The following is a 19,113-nucleotide window of genomic DNA, read 5'->3' as shown; positions in this document are numbered from 1 at the left end:
AACGCTGATCCCCGTAGCGCGCGATTATCTAGTAGCCCGCGAGACAACGCATCAGGGACAGTGAAGTATTTGTAGCGAAACCCTGCGTTTTTAGGCATTAACGTCGCTTTTCATACATTCATGTCTGTAAGAGGAAGGTCACAGGGCCATCATTGACCAGGTGCACCTGCATATCAGCGCCAAAACGCCCTGACGCCACCTTGCCATGCAATTGTTGCGCTTGTAACAACAAGTGATCAAAAAGCGCCGCTCCCAGGGCCGGTGGAGCCGCCGTGGAGAAGCTGGGCCGCAGCCCGCTCTTGGTATCCGCCGCCAAGGTGAACTGCGACACCAGCAGCAAACCGCCGCCGATGTCCTTGAGGGAGAGGTTCATCTTGCCCTCCTCGTCACTGAACACCCGATAGTTAAGCAGCTTGTGCAGCAGTTTGTCGGCGCTTTCGGGCGTATCTGAAGGCTCGACGGCGACCAGCACCAGCAAACCCTGGTCGATTGAGCCTACCACCTCACCCGCAACCTCGACCCGGGCGCCACGCACCCGCTGCAACAGGCCCTTCATGCTTCTTCAGGCGGCAGGTCGAGCAAGCGCCGAGCCATTTCGCCGGTCGCGCGTACCAGCGCGTCAGTGATACCCGGCTCGGATGCCGCATGCCCCGCCTCGCGGATCACCTGCAACTCGCTGTTGGGCCAGGCCTGGTGCAACTCCCAGGCGTTATCCAGCGTGCAGATCATATCGTAGCGGCCATGGATGATGACGCCAGGCAGATGGGCGATCTTGTGCATATCGCGAATCAGCTGGTTGGGTTCCAGGAAGGAGTTGTTGGTGAAGTAATGGCACTCGATACGTGCGATGGACAGGGCGCGCTGCGGCTCGGAAAACCGCTCCACATGTTGTGGGCTCGGGCACAGGCCCAGCATGCGGCCTTCCCAGCCCGACCAGGCTTTGGCCGCGTGCATCTGGGCGATCTGGTCATTGCCGGTCAGCCGCTTGTGGTAAGCGGCAATCATATCGTGGCGCTCCTCCACCGGGATCGGGGCCACGTAGTCCTGCCAGTAATCCGGGAACAGACGGCTCGCGCCCTCCTGGTAGAACCAGCGAATATCCTGGGGCCGGGCGAGGAAGATGCCGCGCACGATCAGGCCGAGCACACGCTCGGGATGGGTTTGCGCGTAGGCCAGGGCCAGGGTCGAGCCCCAGGAGCCGCCGAACAGCACCCACTTGTCGATGCCCAGGTGCTCGCGGATGCGTTCAAGGTCGGCGACCAGGTCCCAAGTGGTGTTGTTCTCCAGGCTCGCCCTTGGCGTGGAGCGGCCACAGCCACGCTGGTCGAAGGTGACAATATGGTAGAGGTTCGGGTCGAAATAGCAGCGGCTCTGGGCGTCGCAACCGGAACCGGGGCCGCCATGGATGAACACGACAGGCAATCCTTCGGGGGAGCCACTTTCATCGACATACAGGGTGTGGGTGTCATCGACAGCCAGATCGTGCCGGGCGTAGGGTTTGATCTGCGGGTACCAAGTCTGCATTGCGTGCTCCGTAGGGTGTCGGGTTCATCCCTGGGGGGACGTCTATTATTTTGCCGTCTGGCATCATAAACCCGAATTGTGCAATGAGCATGTCCTTGAGCACTTAGACCTGTGTCAGCAGTTCGCGCCTCAGATAACCGAGCAGATAGTCATACAGCCGATCCACCTCTGGCCTTGGCCGCGAGCCCGCAAACAACCGTGGGCCAGCCTTCTGCTGGATCAGGCGCTTCGGAGCGATAGCACATGGGGTTGTAGGTTTGGCGCAGGCGAGCCTGGGATGAGTCATCGCGGGTAGAAGCTTCAGTCTTGGCGACAGTGTGGGAGCTGGCTTGCCTGCGATGGCGGTGTGTCAGTTGATAAAAGTGTTGCTGAACCACCGTTATCGCAGGCAAGCCAGCTCCCACATTTGGAGCGCATTCTCATGATAGCGCGCGGTCAAGTGTGGGAGCGGGCTTGCTCGCGAAAGCTATTGCAGCAGCAGCAACAATTACCGGTAGTGCTTCTGCCCCCAAGTCAACAGTCCTTCCAGCAACTGCCTCAACACCACCTGCGTCGGCTCGGCCAGATCAGGGCGATAACGGAACGGTTCGAACTCCTCCATATAGGTGCTCTGACACAACTCCAGCTGCACCGCATGGATATCCTGCGCCGGGTTGCCGTAGTGACGGGTGATATGGCCGCCCTTGAAGCGCCCATTCAACACATGGGTGTATTGCGGATGCTGAGCGCAGATGGCTTCCAGCTGGCTGGCCAGCTGCGGGTCGCACGCAGCGCCGTTGAAAGTACCCAAATTGAGGTCCGGCAATTTGCCGTCAAACAGGTGCGGGATCAACGAGCGGATCGAGTGCGCGTCGAACAGTAACGCATAACCGAATTCGGCCTTGAGGCGCGCCAGTTCTTCTTGCAGTTGGCGATGGTACGGCCCCCAGATTTTTTGCAGGTAGCTGGCCCGCTCTTCGTCGGAGGGCGTTTGCCCTGCACGGAACAACGGCATGCCGTCGAACAGCGTCTCTGGGTACAGGCCGGTAGTAGCGCCGGCATATAGCGGCGTGTTGTCGGAAGGCCGGTTCAGGTCGATGACAAACCGCGAGTACTCCGCTGCCAGGGTGCTGGCGCCCAGCTCTTGGGCAAAGTCATACAACAGGGGGATATGCCAGTCGGTGTCCGGCAGGCTTTGCGCCTCGGGGATCAACCCGTCCTGGACCGCAGGGGTGAGGCGCAGGCCGGCGTGGGGCATGCTGATCAGCAGCGGTACGCGGCCTTGTTTGAATGTCAGAACCTTATCCACAACAGCATCCTCTCAAACAGTGACGTCGACGCCGTGGCGCACGACGCGTTTATCCAGTTCGCCACCCAGCCAGTAGGCCAGGTCGGCGGGGCGGTCGATCTGCCAGGCGACAAAGTCCGCGACCTTGCCCACTTCCAGCGAACCATGGGTATCGCCCAGGCCCAAAGCGGTGGCCGCGTGTTGCGTGGCGCCGGCCAGGGCTTCTTCCGGGGTCATGCGAAACAGGGTGCAGGCCATGTTCAGCATCAGCCGCACCGACAGCGCCGGCGAGGTGCCGGGGTTAAGGTCGCTGGCGATGGCGATCTTCACGCCGTGCTTGCGCAGGGCGTCCATGGGCGGCAACTGGGTTTCACGCAGGAAGTAAAAAGCGCCCGGCAGCAACACGGCGACGGTGCCGGCAGCGGCCATGGCGATGGCGTCTTCTTCGGTCATGAATTCCAGGTGATCGGCCGACAACGCGTGGTAACGCGCCGCCAGGCTGGAGCCGTGCAGCGATGAGAGCTGCTCGGCGTGCAGCTTCACGGGCAAGCCAAGCTGTTGGGCAACCTTGAATACGCGCTCGACCTGTTCGGGGGAAAAGGCCAAGTATTCACAGAAGGCATCCACCGCATCCACCAGCCCTTCTGCTGCCAGCGCCGGCAGCATCTCCTTGCAGATGTGCTCAATGTAGTCGTCGGCACGGTCTTTGTACTCCGGCGGCAACGCGTGGGCGGCCAGGCACGTGGCGCGCACGCTGACCGGCAGCGCTTCACCCAGGCGCCGGGCCACGCGCAACATCTTGCGTTCGTTGGCCAGGTCCAGGCCGTAGCCGGACTTGATCTCCACCGTGGTCACGCCGTCACGCAGCAAACTACGCAGGCGCTTTTCGGCACTCAAGAACAGCTCATCTTCGCTCGCCGCACGGGTTGCGCGCACGGTGCTGGCAATGCCGCCGCCCTTGGCCGCGATCTCGGCGTAGCTGACGCCTTCAAGGCGCTGCTCGAATTCGCCGCTGCGGTTGCCACCAAACACCGTATGGGTGTGGCAATCGATCAGCCCGGGGGTGACCCACGCGCCTTGCAGGTCATGCACCTGGGTGTAATCCGCCGTCGGCGCCTGGCTGCGGGGGCCGACCCACTCGATGAGCGAGCCGGCAGTCACCATGGCGGCATCCTCGATGATCGAGTATTTACCGTTGGCCATGGTTGCGACGTGGCAGTGTTGCCAAAGCGTTTTCATCAACGCCTCCCTAAGTTATCGATGAGACAAAACCGGGTCGTAATCGACCTTGGCCGTTTGCCCGGCGGCAGGCTTGACCCACAGCCAGTAGGCGATGATCAGCAGCACGATCCACACGGCGCCCACCATCAACGCCGCCTGGGTGTCCGGGAAGTAACCGAGTACACCAAACACAAACAGCATGAACACAATGGCCGCTGCCGGCGCATAGGGCCAGAACGGCACCGGGAATTTCAGTTCGGCGACCTGCGCCTTGGTCATGGAGCGGCGCATGGCGACCTGGGTAAACAGGATCATCAGCCAGACCCACACGGTGGCGAAGGTGGCAATCGAGGCGATCAGCAGGAATACGTTTTCCGGGATCAGGTAGTTGAGCACCACGCCGCCGAGCAAGGCCGCGCCCATGACTACAACGGTCATCCACGGCACGCCTTGTTTGGACAATTGCGCGAAGCCCTTGGGCGCCTGCCCTTGTTGAGCCAGGCCGTACATCATGCGGCCGGCGCCGAAGATGTCGCTGTTGATCGCCGACACCGCCGCCGAGATCACCACGATGTTAAGGATAGTCGCCGCCGAGCCAATCCCCAGGTTGCTGAAGATCTGCACGAACGGGCTGCCCTGGCTGCCGATCTGCGGCCACGGGTAGATCGCCATCAACACGAACAGGGTCAGCACGTAGAACAGCAATATACGCAGCGGCACCGCGTTGATCGCCTTGGGGATCACGCGTTGCGGGTCCTTGGCTTCACCGGCGGTGATGCCGATGATTTCGATGCCGCCAAAGGCGAACATCACCACCGCAAACGAGGCAATTAACCCGCCGATGCCGTTAGGCATGAAGCCGCCGTGAGCCCACAGGTTGCTCAGACCGCTGGCCTGGGTTTCGCCTGCCGAGTGAATGCCGAACAGCATGATGCCAAAACCGCCGAGGATCATCGCCACGATGGCGCCGACCTTGAGCAGCGACAGCCAGAACTCCATCTCGCCAAAGACTTTGACGTTGCACAGGTTCAGGCCGCCGATCAAAAACACGATGCCAAGCACCCAGACCCAACGGGCCACTTCGGGAAACCAGAAGCCCATGTAGATGCCGAACGCGGTGACGTCGGCGAGGCAGACGATGATCATTTCAAAGGCGTAGGTCCAACCGAGGATAAACCCGGCCATCGGCCCCAGGTAGGTGCTGGCGTACTGACCGAAGGAGCCGGACACCGGGTTGTGCACAGCCATCTCGCCGAGGGCGCGCATCACCATGAAGACCGCAGCGCCGCCGATCAGGTAGGCCAGCAGCACAGCCGGGCCGGCCATCTGGATGGCGGAGGCAGAGCCATAGAACAACCCGGTGCCGATCGCGGAACCCAGGGCCATGAAGCGAATATGTCGGGCGTTGAGCCCGCGTTTCAAACCTTTTTCTGGCTGGTGCATTTCTCGTCCCTAATTATTCTTATGAGGAGAAGATCGTTCCCACGCTCGGCGTGGGAACTCCGACCTGGACGCTCCGCGTCCGCTTTAAGAGCGGTGACGCAGAGCGTCACAGGATGCATTCCCACGCGGAGCGTGGGAATGATCAGGCACAGACCGAGTCGCGGTCAGAGGCTTGGCAGCAACCTGGCCGGCACCAGCTCATTCAGGCAGCGGCTGGCGAGCAGTTCGCTGGCGGCGTTGATGTCGGGGGCGAAGAAACGGTCCTTGTCATAGAACGCCACTTTGCCACGCAGGATGCCACGGGCTTTTTCCAGCTTGGGCGAGGTCTTCAGGCCGTCGCGCAGGTCCAGGCCCTGGCACGCAGCGAGCCATTCTACCGCGAGGATGCCCCGGGTGTTCTCGGCCATTTCCCACAGACGCTTGCCCGCAGCCGGGGCCATGGAAACGTGGTCTTCCTGGTTGGCCGAGGTCGGCAAGCTGTCGACGCTGTGGGGATGGGCCAGTGCCTTGTTCTCGCTGGCGAGCGCGGCTGCGGTCACCTGGGCGATCATGAAACCGGAGTTCACCCCGCCATTGCCCACCAGAAACGGCGGCAGTTGCGACATGTGCTTGTCCATCATCAACGAGATACGGCGCTCGCTCAGGGAGCCGATTTCGGCAATGGCCAGCGCCATGTTGTCGGCCGCCATGGCCACCGGCTCGGCGTGGAAGTTGCCACCGGAAATCACGTCACCCTCGGCGGCAAAGACCAGCGGGTTATCCGACACTGCGTTGGCTTCTACCACCAGCACCTCGGCGGCCTGGCGCAATTGGGTCAGGCAGGCGCCCATGACCTGTGGCTGGCAACGCAGGGAGTACGGGTCTTGTACCTTGTCGCAGTTCTGGTGCGATTGGGACACCTGGCTGCTCTCACCGAGCAGGTCGCGATAGGCCGCTGCCGAGTCGATCTGGCCACGTTGGCCACGTGCCGCATGAATACGCGCATCGAACGGCGAGCGCGAACCCAGTACCGCTTCCACGGTGAGGCCGCCGCACGCGAGGGCACCGGCGAACAGGTCTTCGCCTTCGAACAGGCCACGCAGGGCGTAGGCCGTGGACACCTGGGTGCCGTTGAGCAGGGCCAGGCCTTCTTTGGCGGCCAGGGTCAGCGGCGTGAGGCCGGCGATTTTCAGTGCCTCGGTGGCTTCCAGCCATTCGCCCTTGTAACGCGCCTTGCCTTCGCCAAGCAGTACCAGGGACATGTGCGCCAGCGGCGCCAGGTCACCGGAGGCGCCGACCGAACCCTTGAGCGGAATGTGCGGGTACACCTCGGCATTAATCAGCGCGATCAGCGCGTCGATCACCTGGCGACGAATCCCGGAGAAGCCACGGCTCAGGCTGTTGACCTTGAGCACCATGACCAGTCGCACCAGCGCATCGCTGATCGGCTCACCGACGCCGGCGGCGTGGGACAGCACCAGGGAACGCTGGAGGTTTTCCAGGTCTTCGCTGGCGATGCGGGTCGAGGCCAACAAGCCAAAACCGGTGTTGATGCCATAGGCGGTGCGGTTCTCGGCGAGAATCTGCTCCACGCAGGCAACGCTGGCTTCGATCTGGGCCGAGGCACTGTCATCCAGGCTGAGGGTTACTGGCTGCTGGTAGATGGCACGCAGTTGGGCGAGGCTCAGTTGGCCTGGAATCAGGTTTAGCGCAGTCACATTCATACTCCTTGTGAATTGTTCTTAGGTGTTCAGTGCAAATTCGGTAATGCAGTGTTTTTAAGCAGCTGGGCAGCGGCGGCAATATCCGGCGCCAGCCAACGGTCCTGTTCATAGGCAGGGACCTCTTCGCGCAGCAGCCGCCAGGCGCGGTCGGTACCGGCGCCGAAGCGCTGGCCCTTGAGAAACTCGAAAGCCTGGGCCGCCAGCAGGTACTCGATGGCAAGAATCTGGGTGACGTTGGCCAGCACCTGGTGCAGCTTGAGCGCAGCGTTGGTGCCCATGCTCAAGTGGTCTTCCTGCAGGCCCGAGGTGACGAAGTTGTCGAGCACGGCAGGTTGCGCCAACTGGCGGTTCTGCCCGCACAAGGACGCGGCGACGTATTGCACGATCATCATTCCGGAGTTGACGCCCGGGTTGCTCACCAGAAAGGCTGGCAGGCCGCTGACATGCGGGTTGACCAGACGGTCCAGTCGGCGCTCGGCCACCGAGCCGATCTCGGCCATGGCGATGGCGAGTATGTCGGCCGCCATCGCAACGGACTGCCCGTGGGGGTTGGCCTGGGACACCACACGGTAATTATCCGGCGTGCCCAGCACCAGCGGGTTGTCGGTGGCGCTGTTGAGTTCGGTTTCGATCTGGCGCGTGGCGTGTTCCACCTGGTCGCGGGCCGCGCCGTGAATCTGCGGGATCGAGCGAATGCTCAAGGCGTCCTGGGTGCGAATACCTTTGCTGCTGGCGATCACCTCACTGCCGTCGAGCAGGGCACGCAGGTTGATACCCACTTGCTGCATGCCTGGGTGTGGCTTGAGGGCGATGATGGCTTCATCGAAGGCGTCGATCTGGCCGCGCTGGGCTTCGAAGCTCATGGCACCGATCACGTCGGCCCATTGCAGCAAGTGATGCGCATCAGCCAGGGCCAGGCAGCTCAGGCCGGTCATGCACGGCGTGCCATTGACCAGGCACAGGCCGTCTTTGGCGCCGAGCACCACCGGCTGCAAGCCTTCAGCCTGCAACGCGTGTTGCGCCGTGACGATCTGGCCGCGGTAACTCACATTGCCAACGCCCAGCAGGGCCACACCGATATGGGCCATGTGGGTCAGATACCCCACCGAGCCTTGGGACGGCACTTGCGGGGTAATGCCGTGGTTGAGCAGCGCCAGCAGTGCGTGCACCACCTGCGGATGCAGGCCGGACTTGCCGTGGCTGTAGTTGATGATCGCCGCGCAAATGATCGCGCGGGTCTGCTCATCGCTGAGCACCGGGCCGACGCCGCAGGCGTGGCTCAGCAATGTGTTGCGCGACAGTTGGCTCAGTTGCTCGGTCTTGAGCGAGACGTTGCACAGCGCGCCCAGGCCGGTGTTCACGCCATAGGCGCGCTCGCCGCTGGTGACGATGCGCTGCACGATGGCTTGGGCATTGTCGATGCGCGCCCAGGCGTGGCCCGACATTTCGAGCACCGCGCCGTGGCGGGCGACGGCGGTGACGTCCTGCCAGCGCATGGGGGTGTCGGCGATGATGATTTTGGTTGCCTGGGACATCTTTATACCTTCTTCAATTCTTAGGCAGCATTGATCGTTCCCACGCTCTGCGTGGGTACGCCGCCTGGGACGCTCTGCGTCCCCCCAAGTGACGCGGAGCGTCACGAAATGCGTTCCCACGCGGAGCGTGGGAACGATCAACACAGCCCGGATCAGACCACCGCCGCCCGGCGCTGAACAAAGCGGTCCACATACTCATCCGCCGGCGAGTGCAGAATCTCTCGCGGGGTGCCGACCTGGATCAGCTTGCCGTCCTTGAGAATCGCAATGCGGTTGCCGATGCGCACGGCCTCGTCGAGGTCGTGGGTGATGAACACGATGGTCTTGTGCAGGGTCTTTTGCAGCTCCAGCAACTGGTCTTGCATCTCGGCGCGGATCAACGGGTCGAGGGCGCTGAAGGCTTCGTCCATCAGGATGATGTCGGTGTCGGCCGCCAAGGCGCGAGCCAGGCCCACGCGCTGGCGCATGCCGCCGGACAGCTGGTGCGGGTATTTGTTTTCGTAGCCTTTGAGGCCCACGGTTTCGATCCAGTGCAACGCACGTTCGGCGCAGACCTGCTTGGTTTCGCCACGTACTTTGAGGCCGTAGGCAACGTTGTCGAGCACGCTCTTGTGCGGCAGCAGGCCGAAGCTCTGAAACACCATGCTGATCTTGTGCCGACGGAATTGACGCAGGGCTTCCATGTCCAGTTGCAGGATGTCTTCGCCGTCCACCAGGATCGCGCCGCTGGTGGGGTCGATCAGCCGGTTGAAGTGGCGCACCAGGGTGGATTTGCCCGAACCCGACAAGCCCATGATCACGAAGATCTCACCGGTGCCGATGCTCAGGGACAGGTCATTCACACCGACCACGCAACCGGTCTCGGCCAGTACCTGATCCTTGGTCTTGCCCTGGCCGACCATGGCCAGCGCATCCTGGGCGCGCGCGCCGAAAATCTTGAAGACGTTTTTGACTTCGATTTTGCTGACAGTCGTCATTTGCTCGCCTCATGCCGTGGGCGGCCATAAGCCTGGGTAATGCGGTCGATGACCACTGCGAGAATCACGATCGCCAGCCCGGCTTCAAGGCCGCGGCCGACGTTGAGGGTCTGGATGCCGACGAGCACGTCTTCACCCAAGCCACGGGCACCGATCATCGAGGCGATCACCACCATCGACAGCGCCATCATGGTGGTCTGGTTGATCCCGGCCATGATGCTTGGCAGCGCCAGCGGCAATTGCACGCCGAACAGTTGCTGCCAGCGGTTGGCGCCGAAGGCGTTGATGGCTTCCATGACTTCGCCATCGACCTGGCGAATACCCAGGTCTGTGAGGCGAATCAGCGGCGGCGCGGCGTAGATCACCGTGGCGAAAATCGCCGGGACCTTGCCCAGGCCGAACAGCATCAGCACCGGGATCAGGTACACGAAGCTGGGCATGGTTTGCATGATGTCCAGCAACGGCATCAGCACCGAACGCAGGCGGTTACTGCGCGCCGACAGGATGCCCAAGGGGATGCCGATCAACACCGAGATCACCGTGGCCACCATCATCAATGCCAGGGTTTGCATCAGCTTGTCCCACAGGCCAACCGCGCCCACCAGGAACAGCAAGCCGACAATCACTGCGGTGGTCACCACCTTGCGGGTGGCGTGCCAGGCAATACCGCCGACGATGGCCAACATCAGCCACCAGGGCGCCGCGCGCAGCAGGCCTTCCAGGTTGACGATGGCCCACAGCAGCGTGTCGGAGATGTGCCGGAACACATCGCCGTAGTTGGTGACCAGTGCGTCCACCCAACCGTTGACCCAGTCGGCGATGGAAAAGGTAAAACTCTCAGGAAACATATCGTGCTCTCGATCCAGTGGGTTGTGGCCAGCCGCCCGGCCACCCTTGAGGGTAGCCGTGCACCCTTGACCTACAAGGCCGCGTCGATTTTCTTGGCTGCGTCTTCGCTCACCCAGGCGTGCCAGACTTCAGGATGTTCCTTGAGGAAAATTTTCGCCAGTTTCGGCGATTCGATTCGTTCTTTGGCCATGCGGCCCAGGTTCTGGTTCAGCAGGTCGATGGGCAGGTTGACCTTTTCCAGCACGGCCACCAGTTCCGGAGCTTGCTCGTGGAAAGTTTTGGAGAGGCCGACCTTGATGCTCACGCTTTTATCCACGCCGGGCTTTTCTTCCAGCTTGACCAGATCGACCTGGCCCATCAGCGGCGTCGGTGACCAGTAGTAGAACAGAATCGGTTCGCCGCGCTTGTAGCTCGACAGCACCGCCGCATCCAGCGCCGGGCCGGTGCCCGGGCGGAAGTTGGTGTAGGTGCTTTCCAGGCCGTAGCTCTTGAGCATTTCGCTGTTGTCCAGCTCGCAGGTCCAGCCGGCCGGGCAGTTGTAGAAACGGCCCTTGGACGGTTCTTCCTGGTCCTTGAACACCGAGGCGTACTTGGCCAGGTCGGCGATGTTTTTCAGGTCCGGGGCCTTGGGTTCGAGCTTGCGTTTGGCATCGCCTTCGATCACATAGCGCGGCACGTACCAGCCTTCTACCGCGCCGACCACCGGAGCACCGACGCCGACGACTTTGCCGGCCTTCTCGGCTTTGTTCCAGACCTCGCTGCGACCTACCCACTCCTCGGCGAACACTTGGATGTCGTTGCTGCCCAGGGCGTTTTCCATGGTGATGGAATTGCCTGGCAAGCTGTCGGTTTTGCAGTCGTAGCCTTTTTCCAACACGGTTTGCAGGATGTCGGTGAGCAACATGCCGCTTTCCCAATTCAGGCCGGCGAATTTCACCGGTTTACCCGACTCGCACCAACCAGCCGCCTGGGCGCCGGCACTTGCCAGCACGCCAGCTGCGAACAGAGTAGCCAGCAAGGTCTTATTCATAGTCATTGTTGTGACGCTCCCAATCATGAAATGGATTACGGCAGTCAGTAGGCGTCCTGCCCTGTCCACGTCCCATCAGGCTTGTGCAGCCAGCCCGTTTGTTGTGGGTGAAGCGCCCTGCTCTTTTGGCAGGATCAGGTGATCGGGTACCGTGCCGTGCCATTTTTTCGCACACACGTAATACAGGGCCGCCGGCAGTACCAGGCCGATGATCCAGGAGATATCCACATCCCCCAGCGCTGCCACCAGGGGGCCGGTGTAGAACTTGGTGGAGATGAACGGCAACTGCACCAGCACGCCGAATACGTAGACGCTGATGCCCAGCAGGTTCCAACGGCCGTAGCGACCGTTCGGGTCGGCCAGCGCCGGCACGTCATAACGCTCGCGGGTGATGCAGTAGTAATCCACCAGGTTGATCGCGCTCCAGGGCGTAAAGAACGCCAGCAGGAACAGGATGAACGACTTGAATGCACCGAGGAACGAATGCTGGCCGAGCAACGCGATCAGCGTGGCCGTGCCGACGATCATCAGCACAAACACCAGACGCTGCAGACGCGTGACCTCCAGACGCCCACGAAAGCCGCTGATGATGGTGGCGATGCACATGAAGCTGCCGTAGGAGTTGAGCGTCGAGATGGTGACCTTGCCGAACGCGATGCTGAAGTACAGCAACGCAGCGGTAGCCCCCGTGCCGCTCAAGCCAACGATGTGCGCCACCTCGTGGCCGGCAAACTGCCCGTTGGACATGGCCGCGGCAAACACGCCGAGGACCATCGCCACTTGGGCACCGATGACCGAACCTGCGCCAGCCGCGAGGAAGGTCTTCACCGATGACGTGTGGCTCGGCAGGTAACGCGAGTAGTCCGCCACGTACGGCCCGAAGGCGATCTGCCAGGAGGCCGCGAGTGACACGGCCAGCAGGAAGCTGCTCCAGCTGAAGTGGCGGATCTGCAGGAGCGCGCCAACGTCGGTCTGGCTCATCAAGCGGCTGAACAGGTACACAAAGGCAACCACGCCAATCAGGCTGGCGACCCGGCCGATGAAGTGGATCACCCTGTAACCCAGCACCGTGACCAGCACGATGACACTGGCGAAGATCAGGATGCCGACGCTGTCGCTGACCCCGAACAACTGGCCCAGCGCCTGGCCCGACAGCACGGTACCGGTGGCGGTGAAGCCCAGGTACATCAAACACACCAGCACAATCGGAATGGCCGCGCCGTAAACGCCGAACTGCACCCGACTGGAAATCATCTGCGGCAGGCCAAGCTTGGGCCCTTGCGCCGCATGCAGCGCCATGACGCCACCGCCGATCAGTTGACCGATGAGCAGGCCGATCAACGACCAGAACACATCACCACCCAGCACCACGGCCAACGCCCCGGTGACAATCGCAGTGATCTGCAGGTTGGCACCCATCCACAGGGTGAATTGACTGAATAGACGACCATGTCTTTCCGCTTCCGGGATGTAGTCGATCGAACGTTTCTCGATCAACGGGGTGGTGTCGTTTGCAGCCATGTTGTTCAACCTCTGATGGATTGTTTTGTACGCATCTTGCTCTTCTGTGGGAGCTGGCTTGCCTGCGATAGCATCACCTCGGTCGTACTTCCAGACCGCGTCGTCTGCATCGCAGGCAAGCCAGCTCCCACAAGTACTGCGCCGGCCGTTACTTGATCATCGGCAGGTTCAGGCCCTGTTCCTTGGCGCAGTCGATAGCAATCTGATAACCGGCATCGGCATGGCGCATCACCCCGGTCGCCGGGTCGTTGTGCAGCACGCGGGCAATCCGCTCGGCCGCTTCGTCAGTACCGTCGCAGACAATCACCATCCCCGAGTGCTGGGAGAAGCCCATGCCCACGCCACCACCGTGGTGCAGCGAGACCCAGGTGGCGCCGCTCGCGGTGTTGAGCAAGGCGTTGAGCAGTGGCCAATCGGACACAGCGTCGGAGCCGTCCTGCATGGCTTCGGTTTCGCGGTTCGGGCTGGCGACCGAGCCGGAGTCCAGGTGGTCACGGCCGATCACGACCGGCGCGGACAGCGCGCCGCTGCGCACCATTTCGTTGAACGCCAGGCCCAACTTGGCACGCTGGCCCAGGCCGACCCAGCAGATACGTGCCGGCAGGCCCTGGAAGCTGATGCGCTCGCGAGCCATGTCCAGCCAGTTGTGCAGGTGGGCGTCGTCCGGGATCAGTTCTTTGACTTTGGCGTCGGTCTTGTAGATGTCTTGCGGGTCGCCGGACAGCGCCGCCCAACGGAACGGGCCGATGCCACGGCAGAACAGTGGGCGGATGTAGGCCGGTACGAAACCTGGGAAGTCGAACGCGTTTTCCACGCCTTCTTCCTGAGCCATCTGGCGGATATTGTTGCCGTAGTCGAAGGTCGGGATGCCTTGCTTCTGGAATTCGAGCATGGCTTTGACGTGTACGGCCATCGACTGCTTGGCGGCCTTGATCACGGCGGCCGGCTCGGTCTTGGCGCGAGCGCGGTATTCGTCCCAGGTCCAGCCGGCCGGCAGGTAACCGTTGAGTGGGTCGTGGGCGCTGGTCTGGTCGGTGACCATGTCCGGGCGCACGCCACGCTTGACCAGTTCCGGCAGGATCTCTGCGGCGTTGCCCAGCAACGCGATGGAGATGGCTTTGCCTTCCTTGGTGTATTTGGCGATGCGCGCCAGGGCGTCGTCGAGGTCGGTAGCCTGCTCGTCGACGTAGCGGCTGTTCAGGCGGAAGTCGATGCTGACTTGCTGGCACTCGATGTTCAGCGAGCAGGCGCCGGCCAGGGTCGCGGCCAAAGGCTGCGCGCCGCCCATGCCGCCGAGGCCGGCGGTGAGTACCCAACGGCCGGTCAGGTCGCTGTTGTAGTGCTGGCGGCCGGCTTCGACGAAGGTTTCGTAGGTGCCTTGGACAATGCCTTGGCTGCCGATGTAGATCCAGCTGCCGGCGGTCATCTGGCCGTACATGGCCAGGCCCTTGGCATCCAGTTCGTTGAAATGCTCCCAACTGGCCCAGTGCGGCACCAGGTTGGAGTTGGCAATCAGCACGCGCGGGGCGTTGCTGTGGGTCTTGAACACGCCGACCGGCTTACCGGATTGCACCAGCAGGGTTTCGTCGTCGTTCAAGTTAGTGAGGCTCTCGACGATCTGGTCGTAGCACTCCCAGTTGCGCGCCGCACGGCCGATACCGCCGTACACCACCAGTTCCTTGGGGTTCTCGGCCACTTGCGGGTCGAGGTTGTTCATCAGCATGCGCAGCGGCGCTTCGGTCAGCCAGCTTTTGGCGGTGAGCTTGTTACCGCGGGCGGCGCGGATTTCGACGTCACGGTATTTTGTAGGCTTGGTCACAGCTAGGACTCCTCGGCGATCGATGCGCGGACACTGATGGTGCGAGGTCTTACGCACACATCTTTACTTGTATGTACAAGCATATGCAATCGAGCGGCCAACTTTTGAAATGAGCCTTGCAGATTTTTTTCCAAGGCGCGCGCAAGCCTTGATAATCAAGGCTTGGAGGCTTGATGAAATTTCTTACGGAGGCGTTTTACAGCAAAGAGGATTTGTCACGACAGCGTGGCTTTGCGTCACGCTGGGGCGTTCGGTAACAAATTGGTGCGCGGAGTGGAAACAGATTTTGTGAACAATGCAAAAAAACAAATGTGGGAGCTGGCTTGCCTGCTCCCACAGTTTTTAACCGCGTGCGGTCAGTTCGATGATGCAGCAGCGGCCAGTGACGCCGATATCCAGCAGGCCCGTGTTACCGTCCACCTGCAGGCAATCATGGTGGCCGAGCTTCTCGCCCAGCACCTTCACTTCATCCGCCACGCTGAACACCAGCACCGTCTGCGCGGTGCTGAAAAACTGCTGCACGCCATCCACCCACTGCAAGCGTGCATGGTAACGCTGTGGCGAGTAGATCAGGTTGAAGTCGCGAATCGGCCCCGTGATCAAGCGGCATGACACCTGGCTTTCGCCCTTGAACGCGAACGGCTGTAGCGGTAACAACCCACGTTGTTCCTCACCGTCCACGGTCAGCACCATGCCGGCGCCTTTGATCACGGTGATCACGCGCTGGTAACCGGCGAAGGTGGAAAACCCACCCGATTCGGCAATGTCGGCAATCGACAAACGCCAGCCAAATCCATCCAGGCCGGTGCCCGCATCGCGGGCGATTTCTTCCGTGCTACCACCGCCGTTCTTCCACGGCATGCGCACGTAGTCGGCGGCGCGCCAGACTTTCACAGTACTCATTTGCTGAAACGTCCTTCGAGGCTGTGACGGGAACCGGGGTGGATCAACCGCGCCGCAGTCACCGGCTGGCGACCCGACCAGGTGCGTCGGCGAATCAACAGGCACGGCTCGCTCGGCTCGATCTGCAACAACTTGCACTCGGCGGCATCGGCGAGGATCGCCTCAACCACATGCTCGCCCTCAGTCAACGGCGCCACCTGGTTCAAATAGGCATAAGGGGTTTGCTGGGTGAAGTCCTGTTGCAGGTATTGCGGCGCGACCAGGGCGTTGACGAATCGGTCTTCTATTTGCACAGGAATGTCGTTCTCGTAATGCACGATCAACGAGTGGAACACGCGCCCGCCTTCACGCATTTCCAAGGCAACGGCGCGCTCGGAACCGGCGGCCTCTTCGCCCAGGGTGATCACTTGGCAAGTGTGCCGATGCCCGCGGGAGGCGATTTCATCGGCGATGTTGTGCACTTCAAACAGGGCCGACTGGCTTTTGGGCTCAGCCACGAACGTACCGACGCCTTGCATGCGCACCAGCAAACCTTCGGCGGTCAGCTCGCGCAGGGCACGGTTGATGGTCATGCGGCTGAAGCCCAACTGGCTGACCAACTCGCTTTCCGACGGCACGCGGTAATGGGGCGGCCAGTTGCCGTTGAGGATCTGCTGGCTGATCATCTGTTTGACGCGGGCATACAAGGGCGCCGGACTTTCGTCCATGTGGGCAGCCAGCGAAGAGTTGGCGGGCGGAGTCGGCACAGGGAATCCTTGCGGGGGAAAAAGATGCATAGATTGCCGGAGTTTACCGAGCAGGCAAACGTCTGTATATGTATATACAAATAAACACACGACCGGGGTGCCTTGATCATGTCCGCTTTCTTTGCCGAACGCGCACTGCTGCCTAATGGATGGGCCAACGATGTACGTCTTGAAGTCAGCGCCGATGGCCTGCTGACAAAGGTTGAGCCCAATGCCAGTGCAGAAGGCGCCGAACGGCTCAGGGGCCCGGTGTTGGCGGGCATGCCGAACCTGCACTCCCATGCCTTCCAGCGCGCCATGGCAGGCTTGGCCGAAGTGGCCGGCAACCCCAATGACAGTTTCTGGACCTGGCGCGATTTGATGTACCGCATGGTCGGCAAGATCAACCCCGAGCAGTTACAGGTCATCGCCCGTCAGCTGTATATCGAAATGCTCAAGGCCGGCTACACCTCGGTGGCCGAGTTTCATTATGTGCATCACGATCTCAGCGGCCAGCCCTACGCCGACCGTACGGAGCTGTCCCGCCAGATCAGCCACGCTGCCGCCAGCAGCGGGATCGGCCTGACCTTGCTGCCGGTGCTCTACACCCACGCAGGCTTTGGTGGCCAAGCGCCGAATGAAGGCCAGCGACGATTTATCAACAGCACTGAAAACTACCTGGACCTGCAAGCCCGCTTGCAGCCCATTCTGGCGGCACAACCAGCGCAGCAACTGGGCCTGTGCTTCCATTCCCTGCGCGCCGTCACCCCCGAACAAATCCATACCGTGCTGGCCGCCAGTGACAAGGCCTGCCCGGTGCATATCCACATCGCTGAACAGCAAAAGGAAGTCGACGACTGCCTGGCCTGGAGCGGCAAGCGCCCGTTGCAGTGGCTGTATGACAATGTCGAGGTGGATGAGCGCTGGTGCCTGGTGCATGCCACCCATGCCGATGCCGATGAAGTCACCCGCATGGCCAACAGCCGAGCGATTGCCGGTTTGTGCCTGACCACCGAAGCCAACCTGGGCGATGGGATTTTTCCGGCGGTAGACTTCCTCGCCCAGGGCGGCCGCATGGGCATCGGCTCCGACAGCCATGTATCACTGAGCGTGGTGGAAGAATTGCGTTGGCTGGAATACGGCCAGCGCCTGCGTGATCAGCGGCGTAATCGGCTGTACCGCAGTGATCAACCGATGGTGGGTCGCACGCTGTTCGATGCTGCGCTGGACGGTGGTGCTCAAGCGCTGGGCCAGCCGATTGGTCAACTGCAAGTGGGCAAGCGTGCGGATTGGATTGTGCTGGACGGTAGCGATCCGTACTTGGCGACGGCCAGTGAGGATGGGATTCTCAACCGCTGGCTATTTGCCGGTGGGGATCGGCAAGTGCGCGATGTACTGGTCAATGGCAAGTGGGTGGTGCGAGATGGACGTCATGCTGGCGAAGAAGACAGCCGCCGGGCATTCACCCAGGTCCTGAAGGACTTGCTGAACTAACAGCCAATCCATAACAACTATGGGAGCTGGCTTGCCTGCGATAGCATCAACCCGGTGCAACTGATGCACCGAGGTGCCTGTATCGCAGGCAAGCCAGCTCCCACATTGGATTGAGGGTACTCAGGATTACTGAGAGGACTTTGCCATCTGCTTGTCCGATGTACGCCAGATCAGCCGCGTGGTGTCGTACCCTTGCTGTCGCGCCCTGCTCAGCAGGTCTTCGCGGGTATCGGCACTCACCGTTGGCGTGCGCGACAGGATCCACATATAGCGACGGCTCGGGCTGCCGACGATGGCGGTCTTGTAGTCATCGCTGACATACAGCACCCAGTAGTCGCCCTTGGCAACGCCCGGCAACAGTGACGTAAACCAGTTATTGAATTCCACCCACAGCTTGTCGGTCTTGCCTGGCACCTGCGGCGTCGCCGTGCCTTTGGCCTCTTGCCACTTCCACTCAGGTGTCAGGCAGCGGTTGAACACCGACATGTCACCATCAGGCAGCAAGGTATAGCGGGCTTCGGATTGCGCACAGTTGCGCTGGAAGTACATCGGCAACCGGGCCAACTCATACCAGGTGCCCTGGTAACGCTTGAGGTTGACGTTGCTCGCCGTCTTGGGTTGCAGATCATCGCCAGAATGGCTGGCACAGCCCGCCAAAAACAGGCTGGCGCAAAGGAACAAAACAAAACGCATCATTCTTCTTCTCCCGCAGGCTCGCGCCCCGGTTTACTTCAGGCCTTGCCCGGAAAACATCAGAACTTTGTCACCGGCGTACTGCACGCTGATAAAGCTGTTTTTATCGCCCCAGGTGCAGCTGGACATGCCCAGTGCGCCGGAACAATCGGTTGGCTTGCCCAGCAACGACTCCACCTCGGCCTTGGCCATGCCGGCTGAGAGCTTTTGGTAGTTTTCTTGGGTGACCTTGCTGCAAGCGGCTAAGAGCACGCAAAAAGCCAGCAGGGCGAGACGGCGTATAGACATGGAAAAGCTCCTGGAGAGACAAAGCAGCTGGGGTATCTGCCAGAAGCTTAGAAGGGAAAAGGGGTGTCTGGTTCCCGATGGAGGGTGCTATTTATTTTTTATGTGAACTGCCCCCTGGAAC

Annotated in this window: 17 protein-coding genes; 1 reads left to right on the top strand and 16 read right to left on the bottom strand. The window is 61.5% G+C overall.

Features of this window, described 5'->3' with window-relative positions:
• Positions 1 to 118: 118 nt before the first annotated feature.
• From dtd to hutC, 14 genes are all read right to left on the bottom strand, one after another.
• On the bottom strand, positions 119 to 556 hold the full coding sequence (gene dtd / locus TX24_RS01305) for a D-aminoacyl-tRNA deacylase (RefSeq protein WP_003187854.1): 438 nt from the start codon (positions 554 to 556) through the stop codon (positions 119 to 121).
• Complete coding sequence (gene pip, locus TX24_RS01300) at positions 553 to 1,524, bottom strand: prolyl aminopeptidase (RefSeq protein WP_014716544.1); 972 nt, start codon at positions 1,522 to 1,524, stop codon at positions 553 to 555. Before pip ends, dtd begins: the two co-directional genes overlap by 4 nt.
• 487 nt (positions 1,525 to 2,011) lie before the next feature.
• A complete protein-coding gene (gene hutG / locus TX24_RS01295) occupies positions 2,012 to 2,812 on the bottom strand; it encodes an N-formylglutamate deformylase (RefSeq protein WP_057709571.1) in 801 nt (266 codons plus the stop codon).
• 12 nt (positions 2,813 to 2,824) lie between these two features.
• Positions 2,825 to 4,030, bottom strand: a complete 1,206-nt coding sequence (gene hutI, locus TX24_RS01290; RefSeq protein WP_003187848.1) for an imidazolonepropionase — start codon at positions 4,028 to 4,030, stop codon at positions 2,825 to 2,827.
• Positions 4,031 to 4,045: 15 nt separating this feature from the next.
• Positions 4,046 to 5,455 carry an amino acid permease gene (locus tag TX24_RS01285; RefSeq protein WP_003187846.1) on the bottom strand — a complete coding sequence of 470 codons (1,410 nt, stop codon included), beginning with the start codon at positions 5,453 to 5,455 and terminating at the stop codon, positions 4,046 to 4,048.
• Positions 5,456 to 5,619: 164 nt separating this feature from the next.
• Positions 5,620 to 7,158, bottom strand: coding sequence for a histidine ammonia-lyase (hutH, locus tag TX24_RS01280; RefSeq protein WP_087149707.1), 1,539 nt, complete (start codon positions 7,156 to 7,158; stop codon positions 5,620 to 5,622).
• Between the two features lie 26 nt (positions 7,159 to 7,184).
• On the bottom strand, positions 7,185 to 8,693 hold the full coding sequence (gene hutH, locus TX24_RS01275; protein ID WP_057709570.1) for a histidine ammonia-lyase: 1,509 nt from the start codon (positions 8,691 to 8,693) through the stop codon (positions 7,185 to 7,187).
• A gap of 152 nt (positions 8,694 to 8,845) precedes the next feature.
• Positions 8,846 to 9,670, bottom strand: coding sequence for a quaternary amine ABC transporter ATP-binding protein (locus TX24_RS01270; RefSeq protein ID WP_003187840.1), 825 nt, complete (start codon positions 9,668 to 9,670; stop codon positions 8,846 to 8,848).
• A complete protein-coding gene (locus TX24_RS01265) occupies positions 9,667 to 10,518 on the bottom strand; it encodes an ABC transporter permease (protein WP_003187838.1) in 852 nt (283 codons plus the stop codon). Before TX24_RS01265 ends, TX24_RS01270 begins: the two co-directional genes overlap by 4 nt.
• A 71-nt stretch (positions 10,519 to 10,589) precedes the next feature.
• Positions 10,590 to 11,555 (bottom strand): ABC transporter substrate-binding protein, encoded by a 966-nt coding sequence (locus TX24_RS01260; protein ID WP_034134695.1) that lies wholly within the window; start codon positions 11,553 to 11,555, stop codon positions 10,590 to 10,592.
• Between the two features lie 69 nt (positions 11,556 to 11,624).
• Positions 11,625 to 13,070 carry a purine-cytosine permease family protein gene (locus tag TX24_RS01255; protein WP_057709569.1) on the bottom strand — a complete coding sequence of 482 codons (1,446 nt, stop codon included), beginning with the start codon at positions 13,068 to 13,070 and terminating at the stop codon, positions 11,625 to 11,627.
• Between the two features lie 148 nt (positions 13,071 to 13,218).
• Positions 13,219 to 14,889, bottom strand: a complete 1,671-nt coding sequence (hutU, locus tag TX24_RS01250; protein ID WP_003187833.1) for a urocanate hydratase — start codon at positions 14,887 to 14,889, stop codon at positions 13,219 to 13,221.
• A 342-nt stretch (positions 14,890 to 15,231) separates the two neighbouring features.
• Positions 15,232 to 15,792 (bottom strand): HutD/Ves family protein, encoded by a 561-nt coding sequence (locus TX24_RS01245; RefSeq protein WP_057709568.1) that lies wholly within the window; start codon positions 15,790 to 15,792, stop codon positions 15,232 to 15,234.
• Positions 15,789 to 16,499, bottom strand: coding sequence for a histidine utilization repressor (hutC, locus tag TX24_RS01240; protein WP_171905445.1), 711 nt, complete (start codon positions 16,497 to 16,499; stop codon positions 15,789 to 15,791). The genes TX24_RS01245 and hutC overlap by 4 nt, the downstream gene beginning before the upstream one ends.
• Before the next feature lie 147 nt (positions 16,500 to 16,646).
• On the opposite strand from hutC, the gene TX24_RS01235 reads away from it, so the two are divergent.
• On the top strand, positions 16,647 to 18,011 hold the full coding sequence (locus TX24_RS01235) for a formimidoylglutamate deiminase (RefSeq protein WP_057709567.1): 1,365 nt from the start codon (positions 16,647 to 16,649) through the stop codon (positions 18,009 to 18,011).
• A 126-nt stretch (positions 18,012 to 18,137) separates the two neighbouring features.
• On the opposite strand, the gene TX24_RS01230 is transcribed toward TX24_RS01235, so the two are convergent.
• Entirely contained in the window at positions 18,138 to 18,707 is a 570-nt protein-coding gene (locus tag TX24_RS01230) for a lipocalin family protein (protein ID WP_014716529.1), read from the bottom strand.
• Between the two features lie 30 nt (positions 18,708 to 18,737).
• Positions 18,738 to 18,992 (bottom strand): hypothetical protein, encoded by a 255-nt coding sequence (locus tag TX24_RS01225; protein WP_003187823.1) that lies wholly within the window; start codon positions 18,990 to 18,992, stop codon positions 18,738 to 18,740.
• Positions 18,993 to 19,113: the final 121 nt, after the last annotated feature.

The sequence above is a fragment of the Pseudomonas lactis genome, from assembly GCF_001439845.1.
In the GTDB taxonomy this organism is placed as follows: domain Bacteria; phylum Pseudomonadota; class Gammaproteobacteria; order Pseudomonadales; family Pseudomonadaceae; genus Aquipseudomonas; species Aquipseudomonas lactis.
Note: the sequence above shows the minus strand (reverse complement) of the source record. Positions and strands in the feature narration are given on the sequence as shown.